Source organism: Streptomyces sp. NPDC032940, assembly GCF_040636935.1.
Taxonomy (GTDB): domain Bacteria; phylum Actinomycetota; class Actinomycetes; order Streptomycetales; family Streptomycetaceae; genus Streptomyces.
Genome location: NZ_JBEZVJ010000009.1, coordinates 82,453 through 103,111, shown reverse-complemented (window position 1 = coordinate 103,111; position 20,659 = coordinate 82,453). Strand labels below are relative to the sequence as shown.

23 protein-coding genes are annotated in these 20,659 nt (G+C 72.1%); 16 read left to right on the top strand and 7 right to left on the bottom strand.

Translation table 11 applies throughout. The annotated features are described in order from the left end of the window. Nucleotides 1-872: DNRLRE domain-containing protein (locus AB0E77_RS14620; protein ID WP_361569781.1), on the bottom strand; the 872-nt coding region annotated here is incomplete at its 3' end. An 87-nt stretch (nt 873-959) separates the two neighbouring features. Here AB0E77_RS14620 and AB0E77_RS14615 point away from each other — a divergent pair. Then, nucleotides 960-1,874, top strand: coding sequence for a HipA family kinase (locus tag AB0E77_RS14615; RefSeq protein WP_361569779.1), 915 nt, complete (start codon nt 960-962; stop codon nt 1,872-1,874). A gap of 73 nt (nt 1,875-1,947) precedes the next feature. Here AB0E77_RS14615 and aceB read toward each other — a convergent pair whose 3' ends face one another. Beyond that, the gene (gene aceB, locus AB0E77_RS14610) at nt 1,948-3,570 is read right to left on the bottom strand and encodes a malate synthase A (protein WP_361569777.1); all 1,623 of its coding nucleotides are present in this window, start codon (nt 3,568-3,570) and stop codon (nt 1,948-1,950) included. 184 nt (nt 3,571-3,754) lie between these two features. Further along, the gene (locus AB0E77_RS14605; protein ID WP_361569776.1) at nt 3,755-4,354 is read right to left on the bottom strand and encodes a nucleotidyltransferase family protein; all 600 of its coding nucleotides are present in this window, start codon (nt 4,352-4,354) and stop codon (nt 3,755-3,757) included. A 199-nt stretch (nt 4,355-4,553) separates the two neighbouring features. Here AB0E77_RS14605 and AB0E77_RS14600 point away from each other — a divergent pair, with 199 nt between their 5' ends. After that, entirely contained in the window at nt 4,554-4,868 is a 315-nt protein-coding gene (locus AB0E77_RS14600; protein ID WP_361569774.1) for a DUF5955 family protein, read from the top strand. Between the two features lie 128 nt (nt 4,869-4,996). Here the strand turns inward: AB0E77_RS14600 and allR are convergent, their stop codons facing one another. After that, on the bottom strand, nt 4,997-5,800 hold the full coding sequence (gene allR, locus AB0E77_RS14595) for an allantoin degradation transcriptional regulator AllR (RefSeq protein WP_361569772.1): 804 nt from the start codon (nt 5,798-5,800) through the stop codon (nt 4,997-4,999). Nucleotides 5,801-6,102: 302 nt separating this feature from the next. Between allR and allB the strand changes: the two genes are divergently transcribed. Both allB and alc read left to right on the top strand, forming a co-directional pair. Continuing rightward, nucleotides 6,103-7,443, top strand: a complete 1,341-nt coding sequence (gene allB / locus AB0E77_RS14590) for an allantoinase AllB (RefSeq protein WP_361569771.1) — start codon at nt 6,103-6,105, stop codon at nt 7,441-7,443. Nucleotides 7,444-7,504: 61 nt separating this feature from the next. Further along, nucleotides 7,505-8,635: an allantoicase gene (gene alc / locus AB0E77_RS14585; RefSeq protein WP_361569769.1), complete on the top strand. Its 1,131-nt coding sequence runs from the start codon at nt 7,505-7,507 to the stop codon at nt 8,633-8,635. Between the two features lie 70 nt (nt 8,636-8,705). Here alc and AB0E77_RS14580 read toward each other — a convergent pair whose 3' ends face one another. Continuing rightward, a complete protein-coding gene (locus AB0E77_RS14580) occupies nt 8,706-9,473 on the bottom strand; it encodes an SDR family oxidoreductase (protein WP_361569767.1) in 768 nt (255 codons plus the stop codon). 177 nt (nt 9,474-9,650) lie between these two features. On the opposite strand from AB0E77_RS14580, the gene AB0E77_RS14575 reads away from it, so the two are divergent. Further along, complete coding sequence (locus tag AB0E77_RS14575) at nt 9,651-10,064, top strand: ribonuclease domain-containing protein (protein WP_361569765.1); 414 nt, start codon at nt 9,651-9,653, stop codon at nt 10,062-10,064. A gap of 30 nt (nt 10,065-10,094) precedes the next feature. Here AB0E77_RS14575 and AB0E77_RS14570 read toward each other — a convergent pair whose 3' ends face one another. Then, nucleotides 10,095-10,295, bottom strand: coding sequence for a hypothetical protein (locus AB0E77_RS14570; RefSeq protein WP_361569763.1), 201 nt, complete (start codon nt 10,293-10,295; stop codon nt 10,095-10,097). Nucleotides 10,296-10,531: 236 nt separating this feature from the next. On the opposite strand from AB0E77_RS14570, the gene AB0E77_RS14565 reads away from it, so the two are divergent. From AB0E77_RS14565 to AB0E77_RS14545, 5 genes are all read left to right on the top strand, one after another. Beyond that, complete coding sequence (locus AB0E77_RS14565) at nt 10,532-11,734, top strand: histidine kinase (RefSeq protein WP_361569936.1); 1,203 nt, start codon at nt 10,532-10,534, stop codon at nt 11,732-11,734. A 49-nt stretch (nt 11,735-11,783) separates the two neighbouring features. Beyond that, complete coding sequence (locus tag AB0E77_RS14560; RefSeq protein WP_361569761.1) at nt 11,784-12,461, top strand: response regulator transcription factor; 678 nt, start codon at nt 11,784-11,786, stop codon at nt 12,459-12,461. 155 nt (nt 12,462-12,616) lie between these two features. Further along, the gene (locus tag AB0E77_RS14555; RefSeq protein ID WP_361569759.1) at nt 12,617-12,919 is read left to right on the top strand and encodes a hypothetical protein; all 303 of its coding nucleotides are present in this window, start codon (nt 12,617-12,619) and stop codon (nt 12,917-12,919) included. Continuing rightward, a complete protein-coding gene (locus tag AB0E77_RS14550) occupies nt 12,916-13,107 on the top strand; it encodes a hypothetical protein (protein ID WP_361569758.1) in 192 nt (63 codons plus the stop codon). The genes AB0E77_RS14555 and AB0E77_RS14550 overlap by 4 nt, the downstream gene beginning before the upstream one ends. A gap of 157 nt (nt 13,108-13,264) precedes the next feature. Next, a complete protein-coding gene (locus tag AB0E77_RS14545) occupies nt 13,265-13,798 on the top strand; it encodes a 2'-5' RNA ligase family protein (protein ID WP_361569757.1) in 534 nt (177 codons plus the stop codon). 98 nt (nt 13,799-13,896) lie between these two features. Here the strand turns inward: AB0E77_RS14545 and AB0E77_RS14540 are convergent, their stop codons facing one another. Next, nucleotides 13,897-14,928, bottom strand: a complete 1,032-nt coding sequence (locus AB0E77_RS14540; RefSeq protein WP_361569756.1) for a Gfo/Idh/MocA family oxidoreductase — start codon at nt 14,926-14,928, stop codon at nt 13,897-13,899. 128 nt (nt 14,929-15,056) lie between these two features. Between AB0E77_RS14540 and AB0E77_RS14535 the strand changes: the two genes are divergently transcribed. The 6 genes from AB0E77_RS14535 to AB0E77_RS14510 all read left to right on the top strand — a co-directional run bounded on the left by AB0E77_RS14535 (nt 15,057) and on the right by AB0E77_RS14510 (nt 20,639). Next, complete coding sequence (locus AB0E77_RS14535; protein WP_361569935.1) at nt 15,057-15,794, top strand: GntR family transcriptional regulator; 738 nt, start codon at nt 15,057-15,059, stop codon at nt 15,792-15,794. Between the two features lie 174 nt (nt 15,795-15,968). Further along, the gene (locus AB0E77_RS14530; RefSeq protein ID WP_361569754.1) at nt 15,969-16,973 is read left to right on the top strand and encodes a sugar ABC transporter substrate-binding protein; all 1,005 of its coding nucleotides are present in this window, start codon (nt 15,969-15,971) and stop codon (nt 16,971-16,973) included. Further along, complete coding sequence (locus tag AB0E77_RS14525; RefSeq protein WP_361569753.1) at nt 16,970-18,010, top strand: ABC transporter permease; 1,041 nt, start codon at nt 16,970-16,972, stop codon at nt 18,008-18,010. Before AB0E77_RS14530 ends, AB0E77_RS14525 begins: the two co-directional genes overlap by 4 nt. Continuing rightward, on the top strand, nt 18,007-18,822 hold the full coding sequence (locus AB0E77_RS14520) for an ATP-binding cassette domain-containing protein (RefSeq protein ID WP_361569751.1): 816 nt from the start codon (nt 18,007-18,009) through the stop codon (nt 18,820-18,822). Before AB0E77_RS14525 ends, AB0E77_RS14520 begins: the two co-directional genes overlap by 4 nt. A gap of 90 nt (nt 18,823-18,912) precedes the next feature. After that, nucleotides 18,913-20,061, top strand: a complete 1,149-nt coding sequence (locus AB0E77_RS14515) for an ROK family glucokinase (protein WP_361569750.1) — start codon at nt 18,913-18,915, stop codon at nt 20,059-20,061. Beyond that, entirely contained in the window at nt 20,058-20,639 is a 582-nt protein-coding gene (locus AB0E77_RS14510) for a sugar kinase (protein WP_361569748.1), read from the top strand. Before AB0E77_RS14515 ends, AB0E77_RS14510 begins: the two co-directional genes overlap by 4 nt. The last annotated feature ends 20 nt before the right edge of the window (nt 20,640-20,659 follow it).

Sequence of the window (20,659 nt, the reverse complement as noted above, 5' to 3'; positions counted from 1 at the left end):
CCCCGCCCGGGGGGGTTGGGCCGCGGGGGGCCCGCCGCGGCGGGGGCCCGCGCCCGCCCCCCCGCCCGCCAGCCGTGAGCGAAGCTCTTCGACGCCAGCGACGCACCGGTCGACGGGCCGGGGTACTGCGTTGTCGTCGTCTCCGACCAGTTCGACGTGATCGGGTGCACCGTCACCGGCCGCGCCGTGCAGGACTGGGACCACGTGTTGTACAGAGCCAGGTTCGCCCCCAGCACCCACGCGTTCTTCAGTGTGCTCTCCACACCGCTGAAGCGCAGGAACGCCGCTGCCTTGTGACCGCCCCCGTCGTACGTGCCGGCCTTCAGCACCGTGTCCGAGGCGAAGTTCTGGTTGTACGGGTACTCCACATACGTGCCCGAGGTGGCATCCACGGACCTCACCGAGGGATCCACCCGCACGGGAAAGACACGCTCCGGGGCGGCAAGCCACTCCTCGTCCAGCTTCACCACGAGGACCTGACGCCCGCCGTCCTCCTCCAGGCTGTAGGTGACACCGGAGGAGATCACGCCTTCGTTGGAGTCCGGTGCCAGATGGGAGTCCTGCATCCAACCCGCCGGAGTCCACGCGCGCACCTCCCCGTCGGCGTCGGCGAAGACGACACCACCGTGATCGTCGATTGCCGCCGTCAGCCCCTCCAGGGTCAGCGGGAATCGCCACTCCGTGGGCGCACTCGCGTCCTTGAGGACCAGCGTCTCCTTGACGGAATCACCGCCGGCAATGAACTCCACGTCCGAGCCCGGTCGCGCATCGGCGTAGGTAACCGTGCTGCCCTCGGCCTCTCCAGTGACATGACCAGCGTCACTCACCCCGTAGGCGACCGACAAGCCGTCACCGACCTTGCCGACGATCACCCCCGGTTACTATGAGATCGACTCGCCGATCGACATTCCCCAGTCGTCCGTGGATCACAAAGCCGAAGAGATGGGTGGCCCGGGAAAGTGCTGAGAGAGGTCGTAGCGACCCGCTACGTCGAGCCCCTGCATCACGGCGGTTCCGTTCCGGGGGTCGTGGAGGCCGATGACCTCGGGACCTACGTCGTGAAGTTCACCGGCTCCGCGCAGGGACGCAAGGCGTTGGTCGCCGAGGTGATCGTCGGGCGGCTGGCGCTCGCGCTCGGGCTGCGTGTGCCCGAGTTGGTTCTCGTCGACTTCGATCCGTCGGTCGGCGAGGGGGAGCCGCATCAGGAGGTGCGGGATCTGCTGAACGCCAGCGCCGGGATCAACCTCGGCATGGACTATCTGCCGGGCGCCGCCGACTTCACGCCCGAGGTCGCGAAGACGTTCCCCGTGGACCCGGTCGAGGCCGGGCGGATCGTCTGGCTGGACGCCCTCACCGCGAACGTCGACCGCACCGTGCACAGCTCCAACCTCATGGTGTGGCCCACCTTCGGCGCCGTACCCCCGCGCCTGTGGCTCATCGACCACGGCGCCGCCCTCGTCTTCCACCACCGCTGGGACGCCTCCGCCCCCGAGAGGGCGTACGACCTGCGCCACCACGCCCTCGGCCACTACGCACCCGACGTCCGGGCCGCGGACGCCGAACTCGCGCCGAAGGTCACCGACGCGCTGCTGCGCGAGATCGTCGCCGAGGTGCCGGACGCGTGGCTCGCGGGCGAGCCCGGCTTCGCGGGGCCGGACGAGCTGCGGACGGCGTACGCGGACTACCTCTCGGCGAGGGTGAAGGCGTCCGCGCAGTGGCTGCCGGCCGGCTTCCCCAGCCGGGAGGAGCTGGCCGCCGAGGAGGAGCGGCGGGCGGCACGTACCCGGCGGGGCCGGCCGGCCTGGCTCAAGCAGGTCCCCGACCTGCACGGCAAGCCGCCCGCCGAGCAGGACTGGTCCGTGCACCTGGAGTGACCCGCACGCGCGACCGCGCCCCCGGTGCTGTGCGGTACCGGGGGCGCGGGCGGTGTCCTGTGCGGACCGGGCGTCAGCCCTTGAGCTGCTCGTACGCCGGCAGCGTCAGGAAGTCGGCGTAGTCCTCGTCGAGGGAGACCGTCAGCAGCAGGTCGTGCGCCTGCTGCCAGTTGCCGGCCGCGAAGGCTTCGTCGCCGATCTCGGCGCGGATGTTCGCCAGCTCCTCGGCGGCGACCTTGCGGGCCAGGTCGGCGGTGACCTGCTCGCCGTTGTCGAGGACGACCTCGGCGTTGATCCACTGCCAGATCTGCGAGCGGGAGATCTCGGCGGTGGCCGCGTCCTCCATCAGGTTGAAGATGGCGACGGCACCCAGGCCCCGCAGCCACGCCTCGATGTAACGGATGCCCACCTGCACGGCGTTGACCAGACCGGCGTACGTCGGCTTGGCGTCGAGCGAGTCGATCGCGATCAGGTCGGCCGCCTTGACGTCGACGTCCTCGCGCAGCCGGTCCTTCTGGTTCGGCCTGTCGCCGAGGACCTTGTCGAAGGACTCCATCGCGATCGGGACCAGGTCGGGGTGGGCGACCCAGGAGCCGTCGAAGCCGTCGCCGGCCTCGCGGTCCTTGTCGGCGCGGACCTTCTCGAAGGCCACCTTGTTGACCTCGGCGTCGCGACGGGAGGGGATGAACGCCGCCATGCCGCCGATCGCGTGCGCGCCGCGCTTGTGGCAGGTGCGCACGAGGAGTTCGGTGTACGCGCGCATGAACGGCGCGGTCATCGTGACCGCGTTGCGGTCCGGGAGCACGAACTTCTCGCCGCCGTCACGGAAGTTCTTGACGATGGAGAACAGGTAGTCCCAGCGGCCGGCGTTCAGACCGGAGGCGTGGTCGCGCAGCTCGTAGAGGATCTCCTCCATCTCGTACGCGGCCGTGATCGTCTCGATCAGCACGGTGGCGCGGACGGTGCCCTGCGGGATGCCGACGTAGTCCTGCGCGAAGACGAAGATCTCGTTCCAGAGGCGGGCCTCCAGGTGGGACTCCGTCTTCGGGAGGTAGAAGTACGGGCCCTTGCCGAGGTCGAGCAGGCGCTGCGCGTTGTGGAAGAAGTACAGGCCGAAGTCGACCAGGGCGCCGGGGACCGGGCGGCCGTCGACCTGGAGGTGGCGCTCGTCCAGGTGCCAGCCGCGCGGGCGCATGACGACCGTCGCCAGCTCCTCGTTCGGGCGCAGGGCGTACGACTTGCCGGTGCGCTCGTCGGTGAAGTCGATGGTGCGGGTGTAGGCGGCGGTCAGGTTGAGCTGGCCGAGGACCACGTTCTCCCAGGTCGGGGCGGAGGCGTCCTCGAAGTCCGCGAGCCAGACCTTCGCGCCCGAGTTGAGCGCGTTGATGGTCATCTTGCGGTCGGTCGGGCCGGTGATCTCGACACGGCGGTCCTGCAGCGCGGCCGGAGCGGGGGCCACCTTCCAGGAGTCGTCCGCGCGGATCGCGGCGGTCTCCGGGAGGAAGTCGAGCGTGGAGGTGCGGGCGATCTCGGCGCGGCGCTCGGCACGGCGGGCGAGGAGCTCGTCACGCCGGGGCGTGAACCGCCGGTGCAGCTCGGCCACGAAGGCGAGCGCCGCATCGGTGAGGACCTCCTCCTGCCGGGGCAGGGGCTCGGCGTCGACGATGGCCAGCGTGGACGGCGCTGGTGCGGACATGAGCTGTCACTTCCTTCAGCGGTGGCACCGGGTGCCAACGGGCACGTATGGGGCATAGCGCACTCGTTGTGCGGTCGAGTGCTTCTGGTCAGTGGATAGTAGTTTCCTCATCGTGGAACTTCAATGGTTTGTTGATGTCGAGATTCTCTGAGTCGAGGGACAGTGGCTCCCAGTGCCATGCCCCTCACTCAAGGTGGCGCAGGTCGGCCGCCGTGTCGATGTCGTACGGCCGGGCCACGTCGCCGCACTCGACGAGCGCGATCTCCGTCTCGTGTTCCCTCAGGTAGGCGCGTGCCCCCCGGTCGCCGGTGGCACTCGCCGACACGCCCGCCCAGTGGGCTGCACCGAGCAGGACGGGGTGCCCGCGTACGCCCTCGTACGCCGCCGACGCGAGTGACTCCCTGTTCCGGTACCCGGCGCGCACCCGCGCCAGCGCCTCGGCGCCGATGCCGGGCTGGTCCACCAGCGAGACCAGCGCCGCCCGAGTCTCCGTGCCGGACAACGAGGCGAGTCCGGCCCGCAGCGAGGTGCCCATGCCGTGCTCCCATTCGGGGTTGTCCACCAGGACGCACCCCGTGAGCGCCGCCCGCGCGCGCACCTCCTCGGCCCGCGCCCCCAGGACGACATGCACGCGGGCGCATCCGGCCGCACGGAGCGCCTCGACCGCGTGTTCGACGAGCGGATGTCCGCGATGTTCGAGCAGTGCCTTGGGCCGGCCGCCGAGCCGTCGTCCGCCGCCCGCGGCGAGCAGCAGCCCCGCCACCTGGTCCTCGTTGTTGGCCATGTGTCCTGCATACCTGACCGCGCGTCAAACCTCCGGATGAGCAACCGGTTTCGCAGGACTGAATTTCGGTCCTCGCGGTGGCGCGTCCGGTACCGGGTGGCGTTTACTGGCCCGCGTCCCCGGCGTCCGACCGTCGTCCGGGGGCGCGCGGCACGCTCACCACGCAGGGGCGCACAACGGTGTGCGAGGGGGAGGGACTGTGGTGCAGAGCTTGGGGCAGAGACAGGTGACCGTCGGCGACGAGGACGTGAGAGTGACGGCACTGCGGGCCGCGGTGTCCCGGTTGCGTCGCCGGCTCGCCCTGCTGCCCACGGACTTCCCGGACCGGGCGATCGCCGAGGACGAGCTGGCCGCCCTGGCCGCGATGGCGGACCACGGCGTCCCGGAGCTGCCGAGGCTGCGCCGCTCCCTGCTGCTGGTGGCCGGTGCGATCGGCTCGGTCAGCGCGCTGTCCGGCGGGCTGGCGGAGGTCCGGCACGCGGTCGAGCTGTTCGGGGACCCGCCCCGGAGCTGAAGCACCGGTGCATCGCTCCGGCGCCGAGTCACCGGTGCCCGGCTCCGGCGGTGAGCCACCGGCGCGCGACGGACACAGCCCCCGGCGGGGTGGCCGCCGGGGGCTGAACACTCGGTGCGTGAGGCCGCTCAGGCGGCCGGATTGCCGTTCGACGCCAGCAGCGCCTCGGACAGCTCTGCCGCCACCTCCTGGAGCAGCGGCACCATCCGGTCGGTCGCGTCCTCCGTGACCCGGCCCGCCGGGCCCGAGATGGAGATGGCCGCGGCGGTGGGGGAGTTCGGCACGGAGACGGCGAGGCAGCGCACCCCGATCTCCTGCTCGTTGTCGTCGATCGCGTACCCCTGGCGCCGCACGTCCTCCAGCGCCGCGATGAATCCGTCCGGCGTGGTGATCGTCTTCTCCGTCGCGGCCGGCATGCCCGTGCGCTGGAGCAGCGCCCGCACCTCCTCCGCCGGGAAGTCGGCGAGCAGCGCCTTGCCCACGCCCGTCGAGTGCGGCAGGACGCGCCGGCCGACCTCGGTGAACATGCGCATCGAGTGCTTGGACGGCACCTGGGCGACGTAGACGATCTCGTCCCCGTCGAGCAGCGCCATGTTCGCCGTCTCGCCGGTCTCCTCGACCAGCCGCGCCAGGTGCGGACGCGCCCAGGTGCCCAGCAGCCGGGACGCGGACTCGCCGAGCCGGATCAGGCGCGGGCCGAGCGCATAGCGCCGGTTGGGCTGCTGGCGTACGTATCCGCAGGCCACCAGCGTGCGCATCAGGCGGTGGATCGTGGGCAGCGGCAGCCCGCTGCTCGCGGAGAGCTCGCTCAGGCCGACCTCGCCGCCCGCGTCCGCCATCCGTTCGAGCAGGTCGAAGGCGCGTTCCAGGGACTGGACGCCACCTGAGGCGGACCTGGCGGAGTCGGTGGTGCTGGCGCTGGACGTCGGCACGGCACGTTCCTTTCGGGGCTGGCGGGAGGGCAGAAGCCTACCCGGCGACCGGTTGACTCCCCGCTTGTACGTAGCTACGTTCTGTCTGTCGGAATTCTAATTCCGCTTTGTGGAAACGTCCAGAGCGGGTTCGTTGAGCGTGCCCAGACAAAGGGTGCCTCTTGACGCCATGGAACGGGAAGTGAAGACTCCTTCAACAGAACGTTGAAGTCCGTTACGTGGTGAGAGGTCCCGTTCCCGCGGGTGAACCGACGGGCCGGCGGTGGACCGGCGGCGGAACGACAGCAGAGAGAGGGGTTCGGGTGTCCCAGGCTGACCTGGTGCTGCGCTCGACGCGTGTCATCACTCCCGAGGGCATACGCGCCGCGTCCGTCGCGGTGAGCGGCGGCACGATCACGGACGTACTCCCGTACGACGCGCCCGTCCCGGCGGGCGCCCGCCTGGAGGACGTCGGCGACCACGTCGTCCTGCCCGGCCTGGTCGACAGCCACGTGCACGTCAACGACCCCGGGCGCACCGAGTGGGAGGGCTTCTGGACCGCCACCCGTGCCGCGGCGGCCGGCGGCATCACCACCCTCGTCGACATGCCGCTCAACTCCCTCCCGCCCACCACCACCGTCGAGAACCTGCGGATCAAGCAGCAGGTCGCCGCCGACAAGGCGCACATCGACGTCGGCTTCTGGGGCGGCGCCCTGCCCGACAACGTCAAGGACCTGCGCCCACTGCACGAGGCCGGCGTCTTCGGCTTCAAGGCCTTCCTGTCGCCGTCGGGCGTGGACGAGTTCCCGCACCTCGACCAGGAGCAGCTCGCCCGGTCCCTCGCCGAGATCGCCGCCTTCGACGGCCTGCTCATCGTCCACGCCGAGGACCCGCACCACCTCGAGGCGGCGCCCCAGCAGGGCGGCCCCAAGTACGCCGACTTCCTCGCCAGCCGGCCGCGCGACGCCGAGGACACCGCCATCGCCGCCCTCATCGCGCAGGCCAAGCGGTTCAACGCCCGGGTGCACGTGCTGCACCTGTCCTCCAGCGACGCCCTGCCGCTGATCGCCGAGGCCCGCGCCGAGGGTGTCCGCCTCACCGTGGAGACCTGCCCGCACTACCTCACCCTCACCGCCGAGGAAGTGCCGGACGGCGCCAGCGAGTTCAAGTGCTGCCCGCCCATCCGGGAGGCCGCCAACCAGGACCTGCTGTGGCAGGCGCTCGCGGACGGCGTCATCGACTGCGTCGTCACCGACCACTCGCCCTCCACCGCCGACCTGAAGACCGACGACTTCGCCACCGCCTGGGGCGGCATCGCCGGCCTCCAGCTGAGCCTCGCGGCCATGTGGACCGCGGCCCGCGAACGCGGCCACGGCCTGGAGGACATCGTCCGCTGGATGTCGGCGAACACCTCCCGCCTCGTCGGCCTGGACGCCCGCAAGGGCGCCATCGCACCGGGCCACGACGCCGACTTCGCCGTCCTCGCCCCCGACGAGACCTTCACCGTCGACCCGGCCGGCCTCCAGCACCGCAACCGCGTCACCGCGTACGCGGGCAAGACCCTGTACGGCGTCGTGAAGTCCACCTGGCTGCGCGGAGAGCGCATCGTGGCGGACGGCGCGTTCACCGACCCGAAGGGACAGCTCCTCACCCGGACCCCGTGATCCACGTCCGGACCTGCCCCCACACACCGTCGAACGACCCCGAAAGGAACTCCTGATCACCGTGACGGCCCAGCAGAACACCTCGTTGGCCAGCTTCACCGGCGATGCGAACCCCTACGGAGGCGGTGACCCGTACGCGGACTACCGCAGCGCCGACCTCCCCTTCACCCAGTACGCCAACCTTGCCGACCGGCAGCTCGGCGCGGGTGTCGTCGCCGCCAACGACGAGTTCTTCGCCCAGCGCGAGAACCTGCTGGTGCCCGAGCCCGCCGAGTTCGACCCCGAGCACTTCGGTCACAAGGGCAAGGTCATGGACGGCTGGGAGACCCGCCGCCGTCGCGGTGTCTCGGCCGAGCACCCCTGGCCCACCGAGGACGACCACGACTGGGCGCTGATCCGCCTCGGCGCCCCCGGCGTGATCCGCGGCATCGTCGTCGACACCGCCCACTTCCGCGGCAACTACCCGCAGGCCGTCTCCGTCGAGGGCGCCTCGGTCGCCGGCTCCCCGTCGCCCGAGGAGCTGCTCGCGGACGACGTGAAGTGGACGACCCTCGTACCGCGCACGGCGGTCGGCGGCCACGCGGCCAACGGCTTCGCCGTCTCCGCCGAGCAGCGCTTCACCCACCTGCGCCTCAAGCAGCACCCCGACGGCGGCATCGCCCGCCTGCGGGTCTACGGCGAGGTCGTGCCCGACCCGGCGTGGCTCGCCGCGCTCGGCACCTTCGACGTGGTCGCCCTGGAGAACGGCGGCCAGGTCCTGGACGCCTCCAACCTCTTCTACTCGCCGGCCACCAACACCATCCAGCCGGGCCGCTCCCGCAAGATGGACGACGGCTGGGAGACCCGCCGCCGCCGTGACCGGGGCAACGACTGGATCAGCTACCGGCTGGTGGACCGCTCCCAGATCCGCGCCGTCGAGATCGACACGGCCTACCTGAAGGGCAACTCGGCCGGCTGGGCGTCGGTGTCCGTGAAGGACGGCGAGGACGGCGAGTGGCGCGAGGTGCTGCCCCGCACCCGGATGCAGCCCGACACCAACCACCGCTTCGTCCTGCCCGAGCCGGCCGTCGGCACCCACGCGCGCGTGGACATCTACCCCGACGGCGGCATCTCCCGGCTGCGCCTGTTCGGCTCCCTGACGGAGGACGGCGCGGCGAGCCTGGCCGCCCGCCGTCAGGAACTGGGCGGCTGACCCGCCGCTCGGCACAGACCCGCGGGGCGCACCGGCAGGACAGCACCGGTGTGCCCCGCGCGCCGTGACCTCACGCGGAGTGGCCGCCGTCCACCGCGAACTCGGCGCCGGTGACGTAGGAGGCGGCCGCCAGATGGGCCACCGTCGACGCCACCTCCTCAGCCGTGCCGAAACGGCCCAGTGCCGTCAGGGCGGACTGACCGTCCGCGTAGGGGCCGTCCGCCGGGTTCATGTCCGTGTCGATCGGACCCGGGTGCACGATGTTCGCCGTGATCCCGCGCGGCCCCAGCTCCCTCGCCAGGGCCTTGGTCAGCCCGATCAGCGCCGACTTGCTCATCGCGTAGAGCGTGCCGCCGGGGCCCGGTACGCGCTGGGTCATACAGGTGCCGATGGTGATGATCCGCCCGCCCTCGGTCATGCGGGACGCGGCGGCCCGGGAGGCCAGGAAGACGCCCCGGACGTTCACGGCCAGCAGCCGGTCCACGTCGGCGACGGACAAGCTCTCCAGCGGGCCCAGCAGCCCCAGGCCCACGTTGTTGACCAGCACGTCGATGCCGCCGAGCGCCTGTGCCGCCCGCTCCACCGCGCCGGCTGCCTCCTCGGCGTCGGCGGAGTCCGCGCGCAGGGCCACCGCCCGGCGGCCCAGCGCGTCGACGGCCCGTACGACGTCCTCGGCAGCGTCCTTGCCGTTCACATAGGTGAGGGCGACGTCCGCGCCCTCCCGCGCGAGGCGCAGCACGGTGGCCGCGCCGATGCCGCGGCTGCCGCCGGTCACGAGGGCCTTGCGGCCGGTCAGGGGGCTGGGGGCGGGTGCGTTCGTGTTCGTGTTCGTGTTCATGGCTCCATCCCAGCGGGCCCCGTCCGCCCCTGCTGGCGGCGAACGGACGTCGACCTGACCGCCGTTGCCGACGACGCCCGCCGTGACGTGAACTCGCGGAGAACTCATATGACGTCCCGGGAAACTCCACGGACTTGTCATTGACATGCCAGTGTCTACGCGCGTCATCATGACGTCATGCGATTCCCCCCACGCGCCGCTCGGATCGGCGCCGCAGCCGCAGTCCTGTCCGCCCTCCTCGTGGGCGGCTCCGTCTCCGCCACCACCGCGGGCGCCGCCACCACCGTGCGCGCCGCCACCGCCGCGGTCGGCGACATCTGCTACAGCGACCTGCCGTCCCAGGCCCACGACACGCTCGACCTGATCGAACAGGGCGGCCCCTACCCGTACGAGCAGGACGGGACCGTCTTCCAGAACCGCGAGGGCATCCTGCCCAGCCAGTCCTCCGGCTACTACCACGAGTACACGGTGATCACCCCGGGCTCCGACACCCGCGGCGCCCGCCGGATCGTCACGGGCGAGGAGTACCAGGAGGACTACTACACGGCCGACCACTACGCGTCGTTCGACCTCGTCGACTACGGCTGCTGAACACGGCGTCCTGCGGGACCCGTCTCCTGATCAGCCGTCGTCCCGGCCCTCGGCGGCGGCGAACAGGGCGAGCGCCAGCACGATCAGGGCGACGCTCGCATAGATCTCGTAGCCGTCGAGAAGGCCGAGCCGGTGCACGAATCCCCAGTTCCAGTCGGTGAATTCGTGCACCAGGCCGGCCACGCCCTGCACCAGGGCGAGGAATCCGACGATCTCCAGCAGCTTCTTCATGCCATGGACCCTCGCCCCGCGGACCCCCCACCCACATCGGCCGCGGGGCGAGACATGGGCGACCGAAGTCTGTGCCGTGCCCCGCCCGCCGCATCCAAGGTCCACAGCCGTGCGACTTCGGTCGCCGATGCGTCGCACACGGCGGTCACGGCCGCCGGAGCTGCGTAGATTCGTCCGACGTGAGCGAAGACAAGACGGTACGGACCACCCCGGCGTTGCCCGGACCGCGCTGGCTGATGCCGTCGGCGCTGCTCGACCAGCTCGACCCGGACACCGTCGGCGACGGGGCCGGCCCGCGGTCCCGGCGCACCGCACGCGACTGGCTCGTGGACTTCGCCTGCTTCGGACTGGCCGTGCTGATCGGCCTGCTGAGCGTGGAGTCGCTGGACCAGGAAGCCCACCTCCCGCACGGGTGGGGAGTCGCCGACCAGCTCCTCGGCGCCCTGGCGTGCGGCGCCGTGTGGCTCAGGCGCCGCCGGCCGGTGGGGCTCGCGGTGGCGCTGGTGCCCGTCGGCCTCCTCTCGGTCACCTCGGCCGGCGCCGCCCTCGTCGCCCTGTTCACCGTGGCCGTGCACCGGCCCTTCCGGTACACCGCGTGGCTGACCGGAGCCAACGTGCTGGTGCAGCCGCTCCTCTACTGGCTGCGCCCCGACCCCCAGCTGCCCTACCTCGCGGTGATCCTCCTCGGCACCCTGCTGGCGGTGGCGACGGCCGGCTGGGGCATGCTAGCCCGGTCCAGACGCCAGCTCCTGCTCAGCCTGCGCGACCGGGCCAGGCGCGCGGAGACGGAGGCGCGGCTGCGGGCCGAGCAGGCGCAACGGCTGGCCCGGGAGGCCATCGCCCGGGAGATGCACGACGTCCTCGCCCACCGGCTGACGCTGCTCAGCGTGCACGCGGGCGCCCTGGAGTTCCGGCCCGACGCGTCCCGCGAGGAGGTGGCGCGGGCGGCCGGGGTCATCCGGGAGAGCGCGCACGAGGCGCTGCAGGACCTGCGGGAGATCATCGGCGTACTGCGGGCCGACGAGCCCTCAGGCGACGGGGCCCGCCCCCAGCCGACGCTCGCGGCACTGGACACCCTGGTCGCCGAGTCCCGGCAGGCCGGCATGAAGGTGGCGTACGCCCCCGGCGTCACCGACCCCGCCGCCGTCCCCGCCTCGGTGGGCCGCACCGCCTACCGCGTCGTCCAGGAGGCCCTGACCAACGCCCGTAAACACGCCCCCGGGGCCGGGGTCACCGTCTCCGTCGCCGGGGCGCCGGGCGACGGTCTCGCCGTGTCCGTGCGCAACGCCCCGCCCGAGGACGAGGTGCCCGTCGTCCCCGGCTCCGGGCAGGGCCTGATCGGGCTGACCGAGCGGGCGACACTGGCCGGCGGCACGCTGGAACACGGCCCCACGCCCGACGGCGGCTTCGAGGTGCGGGCGCGGCTGCCGTGGCGATGAGCCGCGGGACCCCGTCCCGGCGTCGCGGCGACCGTGATTACGTGAGGACATGACTGTGATCAGACTGCTCCTCGTCGACGACGACCCGCTGGTGCGGGCCGGCCTGTCCTTCATGCTGGGCGGCGCCGACGACGTCGAGATCGTCGGCGAGGCCGCCGACGGCGCCGAGGCCGAGGCGCTCGTCGACCGCACCCGCCCCGACGTGGTCCTCATGGACATCCGGATGCCGGGCGTGGACGGTCTGACGGCCACCGAACGGCTGCGGGGCCGCGCGGACGCCCCGCAGGTCGTGGTGCTCACCACCTTCCACGCCGACGAACAGGTGCTGCGGGCCCTGCGCGCGGGCGCCGCCGGCTTCGTCCTCAAGGACACCCCGCCCGCGCAGATCCTCGACGCGGTGCGCAGGGTCGCCGCCGGCGACCCGGTCCTGTCGCCCGCCGTGACCCGGCGCCTGATGGCACACGCGGCCGGCACCGCCGCCGGCACCCGGCGCACCCGCGCCCGCGCCCGCATCGCCACGCTCAACGACCGCGAACGCGAGGTCGCCGTCGCCGTCGGCCGCGGCCTCGCCAACGCCGCCGTGGCGGCGGAGCTCTACATGAGCGTCCCCACCGTCAAGACCCACGTCTCCCGCATCCTGGCCAAGCTGGACCTCGACAACCGGGTGCAGATCGCGCTGCTGGCGTATGACGCGGGGTTGCTGGACGAGCACCTGGACGACGAGTAGGCCACGCGCCGCGGCCGGTGCTCAGCCGCCGGTGAAGTGCGACGGTTCACGGGCGCCCACGGTGGCGGCGACCTGTTCGAGAACGGTGCTGTTGACCCCGTCACCGTCGCGACGTCAACTCCCCTGCGGCAGCGGGGACATCATAGGATGCCCGGATGCCCCAGCCGATACGGATGAGCCGTCGCACAGGGATCGCGGTGTGGGCGGTGCTGTGCGCGACCGGCCTCGTCGTCACCCTCGCACTGAACGCCTCCGCGGAGCCCGACCCGCAGGCCGAGCAGCCCGAACGGCCGGTCAGCGCCGAATGCGCCGACTACATCGCGGACATCGACGCGCGGCTCGCCGAGGCCCGGCAGGAAGGCGGGGGAGAGGACGGCGTACTGGCCTTCGCTCGGGTCCGGTCCGGCGCCGAGGACTGCGGCGACGAGCTCCGCGACCATCTCAGCCGCGGCCGATGAGCCGCGGTGCGTGGCTCGCCGCGACGGCCGGGCTGGTGTGCGCCGGTGCCGTGGCCGTCGCCACCGTGGGCGCCGGGCCGGAACCGGAGCCCGAGCCGGGGGACGCGCCGCCGCGGGTGTACTCCTCCTGCCTCGCGGCCGACACCGAGCCGCTGTCCGCGGGCGACGACCCGTGCGACGGCGGTTGAGCCGCAGGCCGCCGGCCGCCGTCGGCGGGCGTCGAGCCGTGCGGTGGGCGACGACCCGTGCGGTGGGCGTCGACCCGTGCGGTGGGCGTCGACCCGTGCGGCGGGCGTCGAGCCGCAGGCCGTCGGCCCGCGCGCCCGTCGCCGATAAGCTGCGGCGATGCGTACGGTCGAGCTCCTGTTGGACGAGACGGCGGAGCTGGCGGTCCGGGAGGCCTGGCGGCGGCTCGCCGACGCGGGGCTGCCCAGTCAGGCACGCCACCGCTCACCCACCAACAGCCCCCACGTCACCCTGGCCGCCTGCCCGGAACTGACCGCCCCGATCCGCTGGGAGCTCGCCGAGGTGGCCGCCGCACTGCCCCTGCCCGTGCGGTTCACCGGCGTGATCCGCTTCGAGCGGCCCACCTCCGTGCTGGCCTGGGCGCTGGACCTCGACGCCACGCTGGCCGGCCTGCACCGCCGCGTGTGGGAGGCGGTGGCCTCGGACAGCCCGCCCGGGAGCCTCAGCCCCTTCCACGACCCCGCCCACTGGAGCCCGCACATCACCCTCGGCCGCACCCGGCGGGCGGGCGCCTTCACCGACCGGCGGATCCCCGGACTGCTGCCGGCGCCACCGCTGTCGGTCCGGCTCACCACCCTGCGCAGCTACGACACCGAGACCGGCGCCCTGGAGGTGCTGCGGCCCCGACCCTGAGACGCCGAGACGCCGAGACGCCGAGACGCCGAGACGCCGAGACGCCGAGACGCCGAGAGGCTGAGAGGCTGAGACGCCTGGGAAACGCCGACGGCCGCTCAGTCCGCTCGGCCCGCCGCCGATTCCGCCGCGCCCGGGACCTCCTCCGGGCGCACCGCCCTGCGCTCCCGCCGGGACATCTCGCACGCCTCGGCGATCCGCAGGGCCCACAGCGCCTCCCGGCCGTCGCACGGGTTGGCCCGCTCGCCGCGCACCACCTCCACGAACGCGGCCAGCTCCGCCTCGTAGGCGGGCCCGAAACGCTCCACGAAGCCCGTCCACGGCTTGTCCGCGGCCGGCGGCCCGGTCGGCTCGGTCGACGCGATGGGCGTACGGTCGTCCAGCCCCACCACGATCTGGTCCAGCTCCCCGGCCAGCTCCATGCGCACGTCGTACCCGGCGCCGTTCAGCCGCGTCGCGGTCACCGTGGCCAGCGTGCCGTCGTCCAGCGTCAGCAGCGCCGCGCCCGTGTCCACGTCGCCCGCCCCGCGGAACACCGGAGGCCCGGCGTCGGACCCCGCCGCGTACACGTCCACGACCTCCCGCCCGGTCACCCAGCGCAGCGCGTCGAAGTCGTGGATCAGCGTGTCCCGGTAGAGCCCGCCGGACTGCGCCAGGTACTCGGCGGGCGGCGGAGCCTGGTCGCTCGTCACCGCCCGGACCGTGTGCAGCCGGCCCAGCCGCCCGGACCGCACCGCCTCCCGCGCCCCCGTGTACCCCGCGTCGAAACGGCGCTGGAAACCCATCTGCAGAATCGTCCCCGCGCTCTCCACCTCGGCGATCGCCTGCAGTGTGCCGGCCATGTCCAGCGCGATGGGCTTCTCGCAGAACACCGGCAGCCCCGAACGCGCCGCCCGGCCGATCAGTTCCGCGTGCGCCGACGTCCCCGTCGTGATCACCACCGCGTCCACGCCCCACCGGAAGATCTCGTCCACCCCCGGCGCCGCCGTCTCGCCCAGCCGCTGGGCCAGGGCCTGCGCCCGCGGCAGATCCGCGTCCGTGAGGATCAGGGACCCGACGTCACGATGGCGGCTGAGCGTGTTCGCGTGGACCGTGCCGATCCGGCCCGTACCGATGACCCCGATGCGCATGGAATCAAAGTGGGTCACAGCCCCGGCGCTGTCAATGTGTATGTCCGGACAACCGAACTACACGACTTCCCGTCATCAGCCCACGGAGCTACGCTCGCCCCGTGCCGAAACCATCAGTGGACCCGACCGTGGCGCTGGACCTCAGCGTGGATCGCAGCAGCCCCGTGCCGCTGTACTTCCAGCTGTCGCAGCAGCTGGAGGCGGCGATCGAGCACGGCGCGCTGACCCCGGGGAGCCTGCTGGGCAACGAGATCGAGCTGGCCGCGCGGCTCGGCCTGTCCCGCCCCACCGTCCGACAGGCCATCCAGTCCCTGGTCGACAAGGGCCTGCTCGTGCGCCGCCGGGGAGTCGGCACCCAGGTGGTCCACAGTCAGGTCAAGCGTCCGCTGGAGCTCAGCAGCCTCTACGACGACCTGGAGGCGGCGGGGCAGCGCCCGGCCACGAAGCTCCTGGTCAACACGGTCGTCCCGGCCACCACCGAGGTCGCCGCCGCGCTCGGCGTCGCCGAGGGCAGCGACGTGCACCGCGTGGAGCGGCTCCGCCTCGCCCACGGGGAGCCGATGGCGTACCTGTGCAACCATCTGCCGCCCGGCCTCCTCGACCTGGACACCGGCCAGCTGGAGGCCACGGGCCTCTACCGGCTCATGCGCGCCGCCGGGATCACCCTGCACAGCGCCCGCCAGTCCATCGGTGCCCGCGCCGCCACCGCCGCCGAGGCCGAGCGGCTCGGCGAGGAGGAGGGCGCGCCGCTGCTCACCATGCGGCGCACCACGTTCGACGACACGGGACGCGCGGTGGAACTCGGCACGCACACCTACCGGCCGTCCCGCTACTCCTTCGAATTCCAGCTGCTCGTACGGCCCTGACCTGCACCGAGCGGCGGGTCCCGTTCACCGTGCGGATCGGTCCCCATGTCCGGACAATGTGACCGACCGCCGCTCCCCGGCACCGAGTGTCCGATGCCCGTGTCGGACAATGGGGCGTTTGGGATTTCCAGAGCCCAGCGGCACAGCACGGCACAGCAAGAAGGGCACGGCCTCGTGGCACGGTTTCGGACCTGGGTAGGCATCGCACTGGCGGGGGCACTGTCGGTGTCCCTGGCCGGCTGCAGCAGCACCGGCGGCAAGCGCGCCGAGGACGCCCGCAAGGCCGCGGCGGCCGAGGGCAGGGCGGCGGTGAACACCCCCCGCTGGACCTTCGCGATGATCACCCACTCGGGTGATGGAGACACCTTCTGGGACATCGTCCAGAGCGGCGCCGAACAGGCGGCCCTGAAGGACAACATCAACTTCGTGTACTCGCACGACGACGAGGCGCAGCAGCAGGCCCAGCTCGTGGACGCGGCCGTCGACAAGAAGGTCGACGGGATCATCGTCACGCTCGCCAAGCCCGACGCCATGAAGGCCGCCGTCGCCCGCGCCGAGAAGGCCGGCATCCCGGTGATCACCGTGAACTCCGGATCCCAGGAGTCCAAGGACTTCGGCGCGCTCACCCACATCGGGCAGGACGAGACGATCGCCGGCGAGGCCGTCGGCGAGGAACTGAACGAGCGCGGCCGCAAGCGGGCCCTGTGCGTCCTGCACGAGCAGGGCAACGTCGGTCACGAGCAGCGTTGCGACGGCGTCGAGAAGACCTTCGAGGGCAAGGTCGAGCGGCTCTACGTCAACGGCACGAGCATGCCGGACGTGCAGTCCGCCCTCGAGGCCAAGCTCCAGACCGACAAGGCCGTCGACGCCGTGGTCACACTCGGCGCCCCCTACGCCGACACGGCCGTCCAGGCCAAGCAGGGCGCGGGCAGCAAGGCCGAGATCGACACCTTCGACCTCAACGCCAAGGTCGCCGCGGGCCTCGAGGAGGGCACGCTCGGCTTCGCCGTCGACCAGCAGCCCTACCTCCAGGGCTACGAGGCGGTCGACCTGCTGTGGCTGTACAAGTACAACGCCGACGTCCTCGGCGGCGGCCGGCCGGTGCTCACCGGACCGCAGATCATCACCGAGGACGAGGCCGCGGCGCTGGCCGACTACACGGAGCGGGGCACCCGATGAGCGCCACGCAGGTGAAAGAGGCCGACGAGCGGATCGTGCGGACCTCCGCGCTGCGCAAGCTGCTCGGCCGCCCCGAGCTGGGCTCCGTCGTCGGCGCGGTCGCCGTCTTCCTCTTCTTCGTGTTCTTCGCCGACAGCTTCCTGCGCGCCTCCAGCCTCAGCACCGTCCTCTACGCCGCCTCCACGATCGGCATCATGGCGGTGCCCGTGTCGCTGCTGATGATCGGCGGCGAGTTCGACCTGTCCGCGGGCGTCATGGTCACCTCGTCGGCCCTGGTGTCGTCGATGTTCAGCTACCAGATGACCGCCAACGTCTGGGTCGGCGTCGGCGTCTCCCTGCTGGTCACCCTGGCGATCGGCGCCTTCAACGGCTTCATGCTCACCCGCACCAAGCTGCCCAGCTTCATCATCACGCTGGGCACCTTCCTGATGCTGACCGGCATGAACCTGGGCTTCACCAAGCTGATCGACGGCACCGTGTCCACCAAGTCGATCGACGACATGGAGGGCTTCCCCTCCGCCCGCGACGTCTTCGCGTCGACGATCACCGTCGGCGGCGTCGGCTTCAAGATCACCATCCTGTGGTGGCTCGCGCTGGTCGCCGTCGCCAGCTGGATCCTGCTGCGCACCCGCGCCGGCAACTGGATCTTCGCCGTCGGCGGCAACAAGGACGCCGCCCGCGCGGTCGGCGTCCCGGTCACCCGGACCCGCATCGGCCTCTACACGGGCGTGGCGTTCGGCGCCTGGATCTCCGGCCAGCACCTGCTCTTCTCGTACGACGTCGTCCAGTCCGGCGAGGGCGTCGGCAACGAGCTGATCTACATCATCGCGGCCGTCATCGGCGGCTGCCTCATCACCGGCGGCTACGGCAGCGCCGTCGGCTCGGCGGTCGGAGCCCTCATCTTCGGCATGACCAGCAAGGGCATCGTCTTCGCCGAGTGGAACCCCGACTGGTTCAAGTTCTTCCTCGGAGCGATGCTGCTCCTCGCGACCCTGCTCAACGCCTGGGTCCGCAAGCGCGCGGAGGCCACCAAGTGACGCAGACCGAGAACCGGACGCCACTCGTCGAGCTGTCCGACGTCAGCAAGCACTACGGCAACGTCCGTGCCCTGGAGGGCGTGTCGCTGGCGGTGCACGCCGGTGAGATCACCTGCGTGCTCGGCGACAACGGCGCCGGCAAGTCCACCCTCATCAAGATCATCGCGGGTCTCCACCAGCACGACGGCGGCACCCTCGCCCTCGACGGCGAGGAGACCCGCCTCTCCTCCCCGCGCGAGGCCCTGGACCGGGGCATCGCCACCGTCTACCAGGACCTGGCCGTCGTCCCGCTCATGCCGGTCTGGCGGAACTTCTTCCTGGGCTCCGAGCCGCACAAGGGCGCCGGCCCCTTCAAGCGCATGGACATCGACCACATGCGCCGCACCACCCACGCGGAACTCCTGCGCATGGGCATCGACCTGCGCGACGTCGACCAGCCCATCGGAACCCTGTCGGGCGGCGAACGCCAGTGCGTGGCCATCGCCCGCGCGGTGCACTTCGGCGCGAAGGTCCTGGTCCTCGACGAGCCGACGGCGGCCCTCGGCGTGAAGCAGTCGGGCGTGGTCCTGAAGTACGTGGCGGCGGCCCGCGACCAGGGCCTGGGTGTCGTCCTCATCACCCACAACCCCCACCACGCGTACCTGGTGGGCGACCGTTTCGTGCTCCTGAAGCGCGGCACGATGGTCGGCAACCACGAGCGGGAGGGCATCACCCTGGACGAGCTGACGAGGCAGATGGCGGGCGGGACGGAGCTGGACGATCTGCGCCACGAACTGCAGCGTGCCCAGGGGCGCGGGGAACCGCGCGAGTAACACGACGCACCCGCACCCGACAACGAACCGATCACACCACCCCCTGTGCCATTCGGCACCCGGCGGAGCCGTGCGGCACAATCGCACCCGATGAGCACCTACCGCGACCTCACCGCCCCCATCGGCTCCCGCCGCGCCCCGGTCCTGCGCACCGTGGGCACGAGAGAGCGCCGCTCGCACCTGACGGCACCCCGCGTGCCCACGGTCGGCATCGACATCGGCGGCACGAAAGTCATGGCGGGCGTCGTCGACGCGGACGGCAACATCCTGGAGAAGCTCCGCACGGAGACCCCGGACAAGTCCAAGAGCCCCAAGGTCGTCGAGGACACCATCGTCGAGCTGGTCCTGGACCTCTCCGACCGGCACGACGTGCACGCGGTGGGCATCGGCGCGGCCGGCTGGGTCGACGCCGACCGCAACCGGGTGCTGTTCGCCCCCCACCTGTCCTGGCGCAACGAACCGCTGCGCGACCGCATCGCCGGCCGCCTCGCGGTGCCCGTCCTGGTGGACAACGACGCCAACACCGCCGCCTGGGCCGAGTGGCGCTTCGGCGCCGGACGCGGCGAGGACCACCTCGTCATGATCACGCTCGGCACCGGCATCGGCGGCGCGATCCTGGAGGACGGCCAGGTCAAGCGGGGCAAGTACGGCGTCGCCGGCGAGTTCGGCCATATGCAGGTCGTGCCCGGCGGCCACCGCTGTCCGTGCGGCAACCGCGGCTGCTGGGAGCAGTACAGCTCCGGGAACGCCCTGGTCAGGGAGGCGCGTGAGCTGGCGGCCGCCGACTCGCCGGTGGCCTACGGGATCATCGAGCACGTCAAGGGCAGCATCGGCGACATCACCGGCCCGATGATCACCGAGCTGGCCCGCGAGGGTGACGCCATGTGCGTCGAGCTGCTCCAGGACATCGGGCAGTGGCTCGGCGTCGGCATCGCCAATCTCGCCGCCGCCCTCGACCCGTCCTGCTTCGTGATCGGCGGCGGCGTCAGCGCGGCCGACGACCTGCTGATCGGCCCCGCGCGCGACGCGTTCAAGCGTCAGCTCACCGGCCGCGGCTACCGCCCCGAGGCCCGCATCGTCCGCGCCCAGCTCGGCCCCGAGGCCGGCATGGTGGGCGCCGCCGACCTGGCCCGCCTGGTCGCCCGCCGGTTCCGGCGCGCCAAGCGGCGCCGCGTGGAGCGGTACGAGCGGTACGAGCGGTACGCGCAGGCCCGGCGCGCGCCCGAGGAGTCGTCGTGACGATCACACGCCCCGATCCGGTGGGCCCGCCTCAGGCGCCGGAGCGCCCGGCCGAGGACCGCCGGCACATGATCCGCCGGCGGGCGCTCACCCTGCTCACCATCGTCCTGCTCATCGGCGTCCCGGCCGGCTACCTGGTGATCTCCGCCAACCAGAGCCGCGACAGCGGCAAGGTCAAGGAGGCCAAGTACTCGGCGACCGGCCTGACCGAGGGCTGGCCGTCCAAGCTCCAGCGCCGCCTCTACGAGGTCCCCGTCCCGGTCCCCTCCGCGGAGGTCGCCTACTACGAGACGAACAACTGGAAGACCAGCCGGCTCTACGTCCAGTTCCAGACCACCCCCGCCGGACTGGACGCCTTCCTGTCGGGCCTGGGCGTCACCAGGGACGACCTGGAGCGCGACAGACGGGCCATCGGCGACCGCGACCAGCACATCACCGGCTGGAACTTCGACCGGCCCGGCGCCTGGTGGGGACTCGTCCACGAGCAGGCGAACCCGGCGCCCACCCACGACGTCCTCGTGAACATGTCCGACCCGGAGCGGCCCATGGTGTACGTGGTCTCGCGGACCGTCCCCTGACCGGGTCCGCGTTCCGATCC

Bases quoted from the DNA above. Each gene is read 5' to 3' on its own strand.
- AB0E77_RS14570 (WP_361569763.1), bottom strand. From the start codon at position 10,295: ATGAAGAAGCTGCTGGAGATCGTCGGATTCCTCGCCCTGGTGCAGGGC.
- AB0E77_RS14550 (WP_361569758.1), top strand. From the start codon at position 12,916: ATGAGCCGCGGTGCGTGGCTCGCCGCGACGGCCGGGCTGGTGTGCGCC.
- AB0E77_RS14575 (WP_361569765.1), top strand. From the start codon at position 9,651: ATGCGATTCCCCCCACGCGCCGCTCGGATCGGCGCCGCAGCCGCAGTC.
- AB0E77_RS14555 (WP_361569759.1), top strand. From the start codon at position 12,617: ATGCCCCAGCCGATACGGATGAGCCGTCGCACAGGGATCGCGGTGTGG.
- AB0E77_RS14545 (WP_361569757.1), top strand. From the start codon at position 13,265: ATGCGTACGGTCGAGCTCCTGTTGGACGAGACGGCGGAGCTGGCGGTC.
- AB0E77_RS14565 (WP_361569936.1), top strand. From the start codon at position 10,532: ATGCCGTCGGCGCTGCTCGACCAGCTCGACCCGGACACCGTCGGCGAC.
- AB0E77_RS14580 (WP_361569767.1), bottom strand. From the start codon at position 9,473: ATGAACACGAACACGAACACGAACGCACCCGCCCCCAGCCCCCTGACC.
- aceB (WP_361569777.1), bottom strand. From the start codon at position 3,570: ATGTCCGCACCAGCGCCGTCCACGCTGGCCATCGTCGACGCCGAGCCC.
- AB0E77_RS14605 (WP_361569776.1), bottom strand. From the start codon at position 4,354: ATGGCCAACAACGAGGACCAGGTGGCGGGGCTGCTGCTCGCCGCGGGC.
- AB0E77_RS14525 (WP_361569753.1), top strand. From the start codon at position 16,970: ATGAGCGCCACGCAGGTGAAAGAGGCCGACGAGCGGATCGTGCGGACC.
- AB0E77_RS14540 (WP_361569756.1), bottom strand. From the start codon at position 14,928: ATGCGCATCGGGGTCATCGGTACGGGCCGGATCGGCACGGTCCACGCG.
- AB0E77_RS14560 (WP_361569761.1), top strand. From the start codon at position 11,784: ATGACTGTGATCAGACTGCTCCTCGTCGACGACGACCCGCTGGTGCGG.
- AB0E77_RS14515 (WP_361569750.1), top strand. From the start codon at position 18,913: ATGAGCACCTACCGCGACCTCACCGCCCCCATCGGCTCCCGCCGCGCC.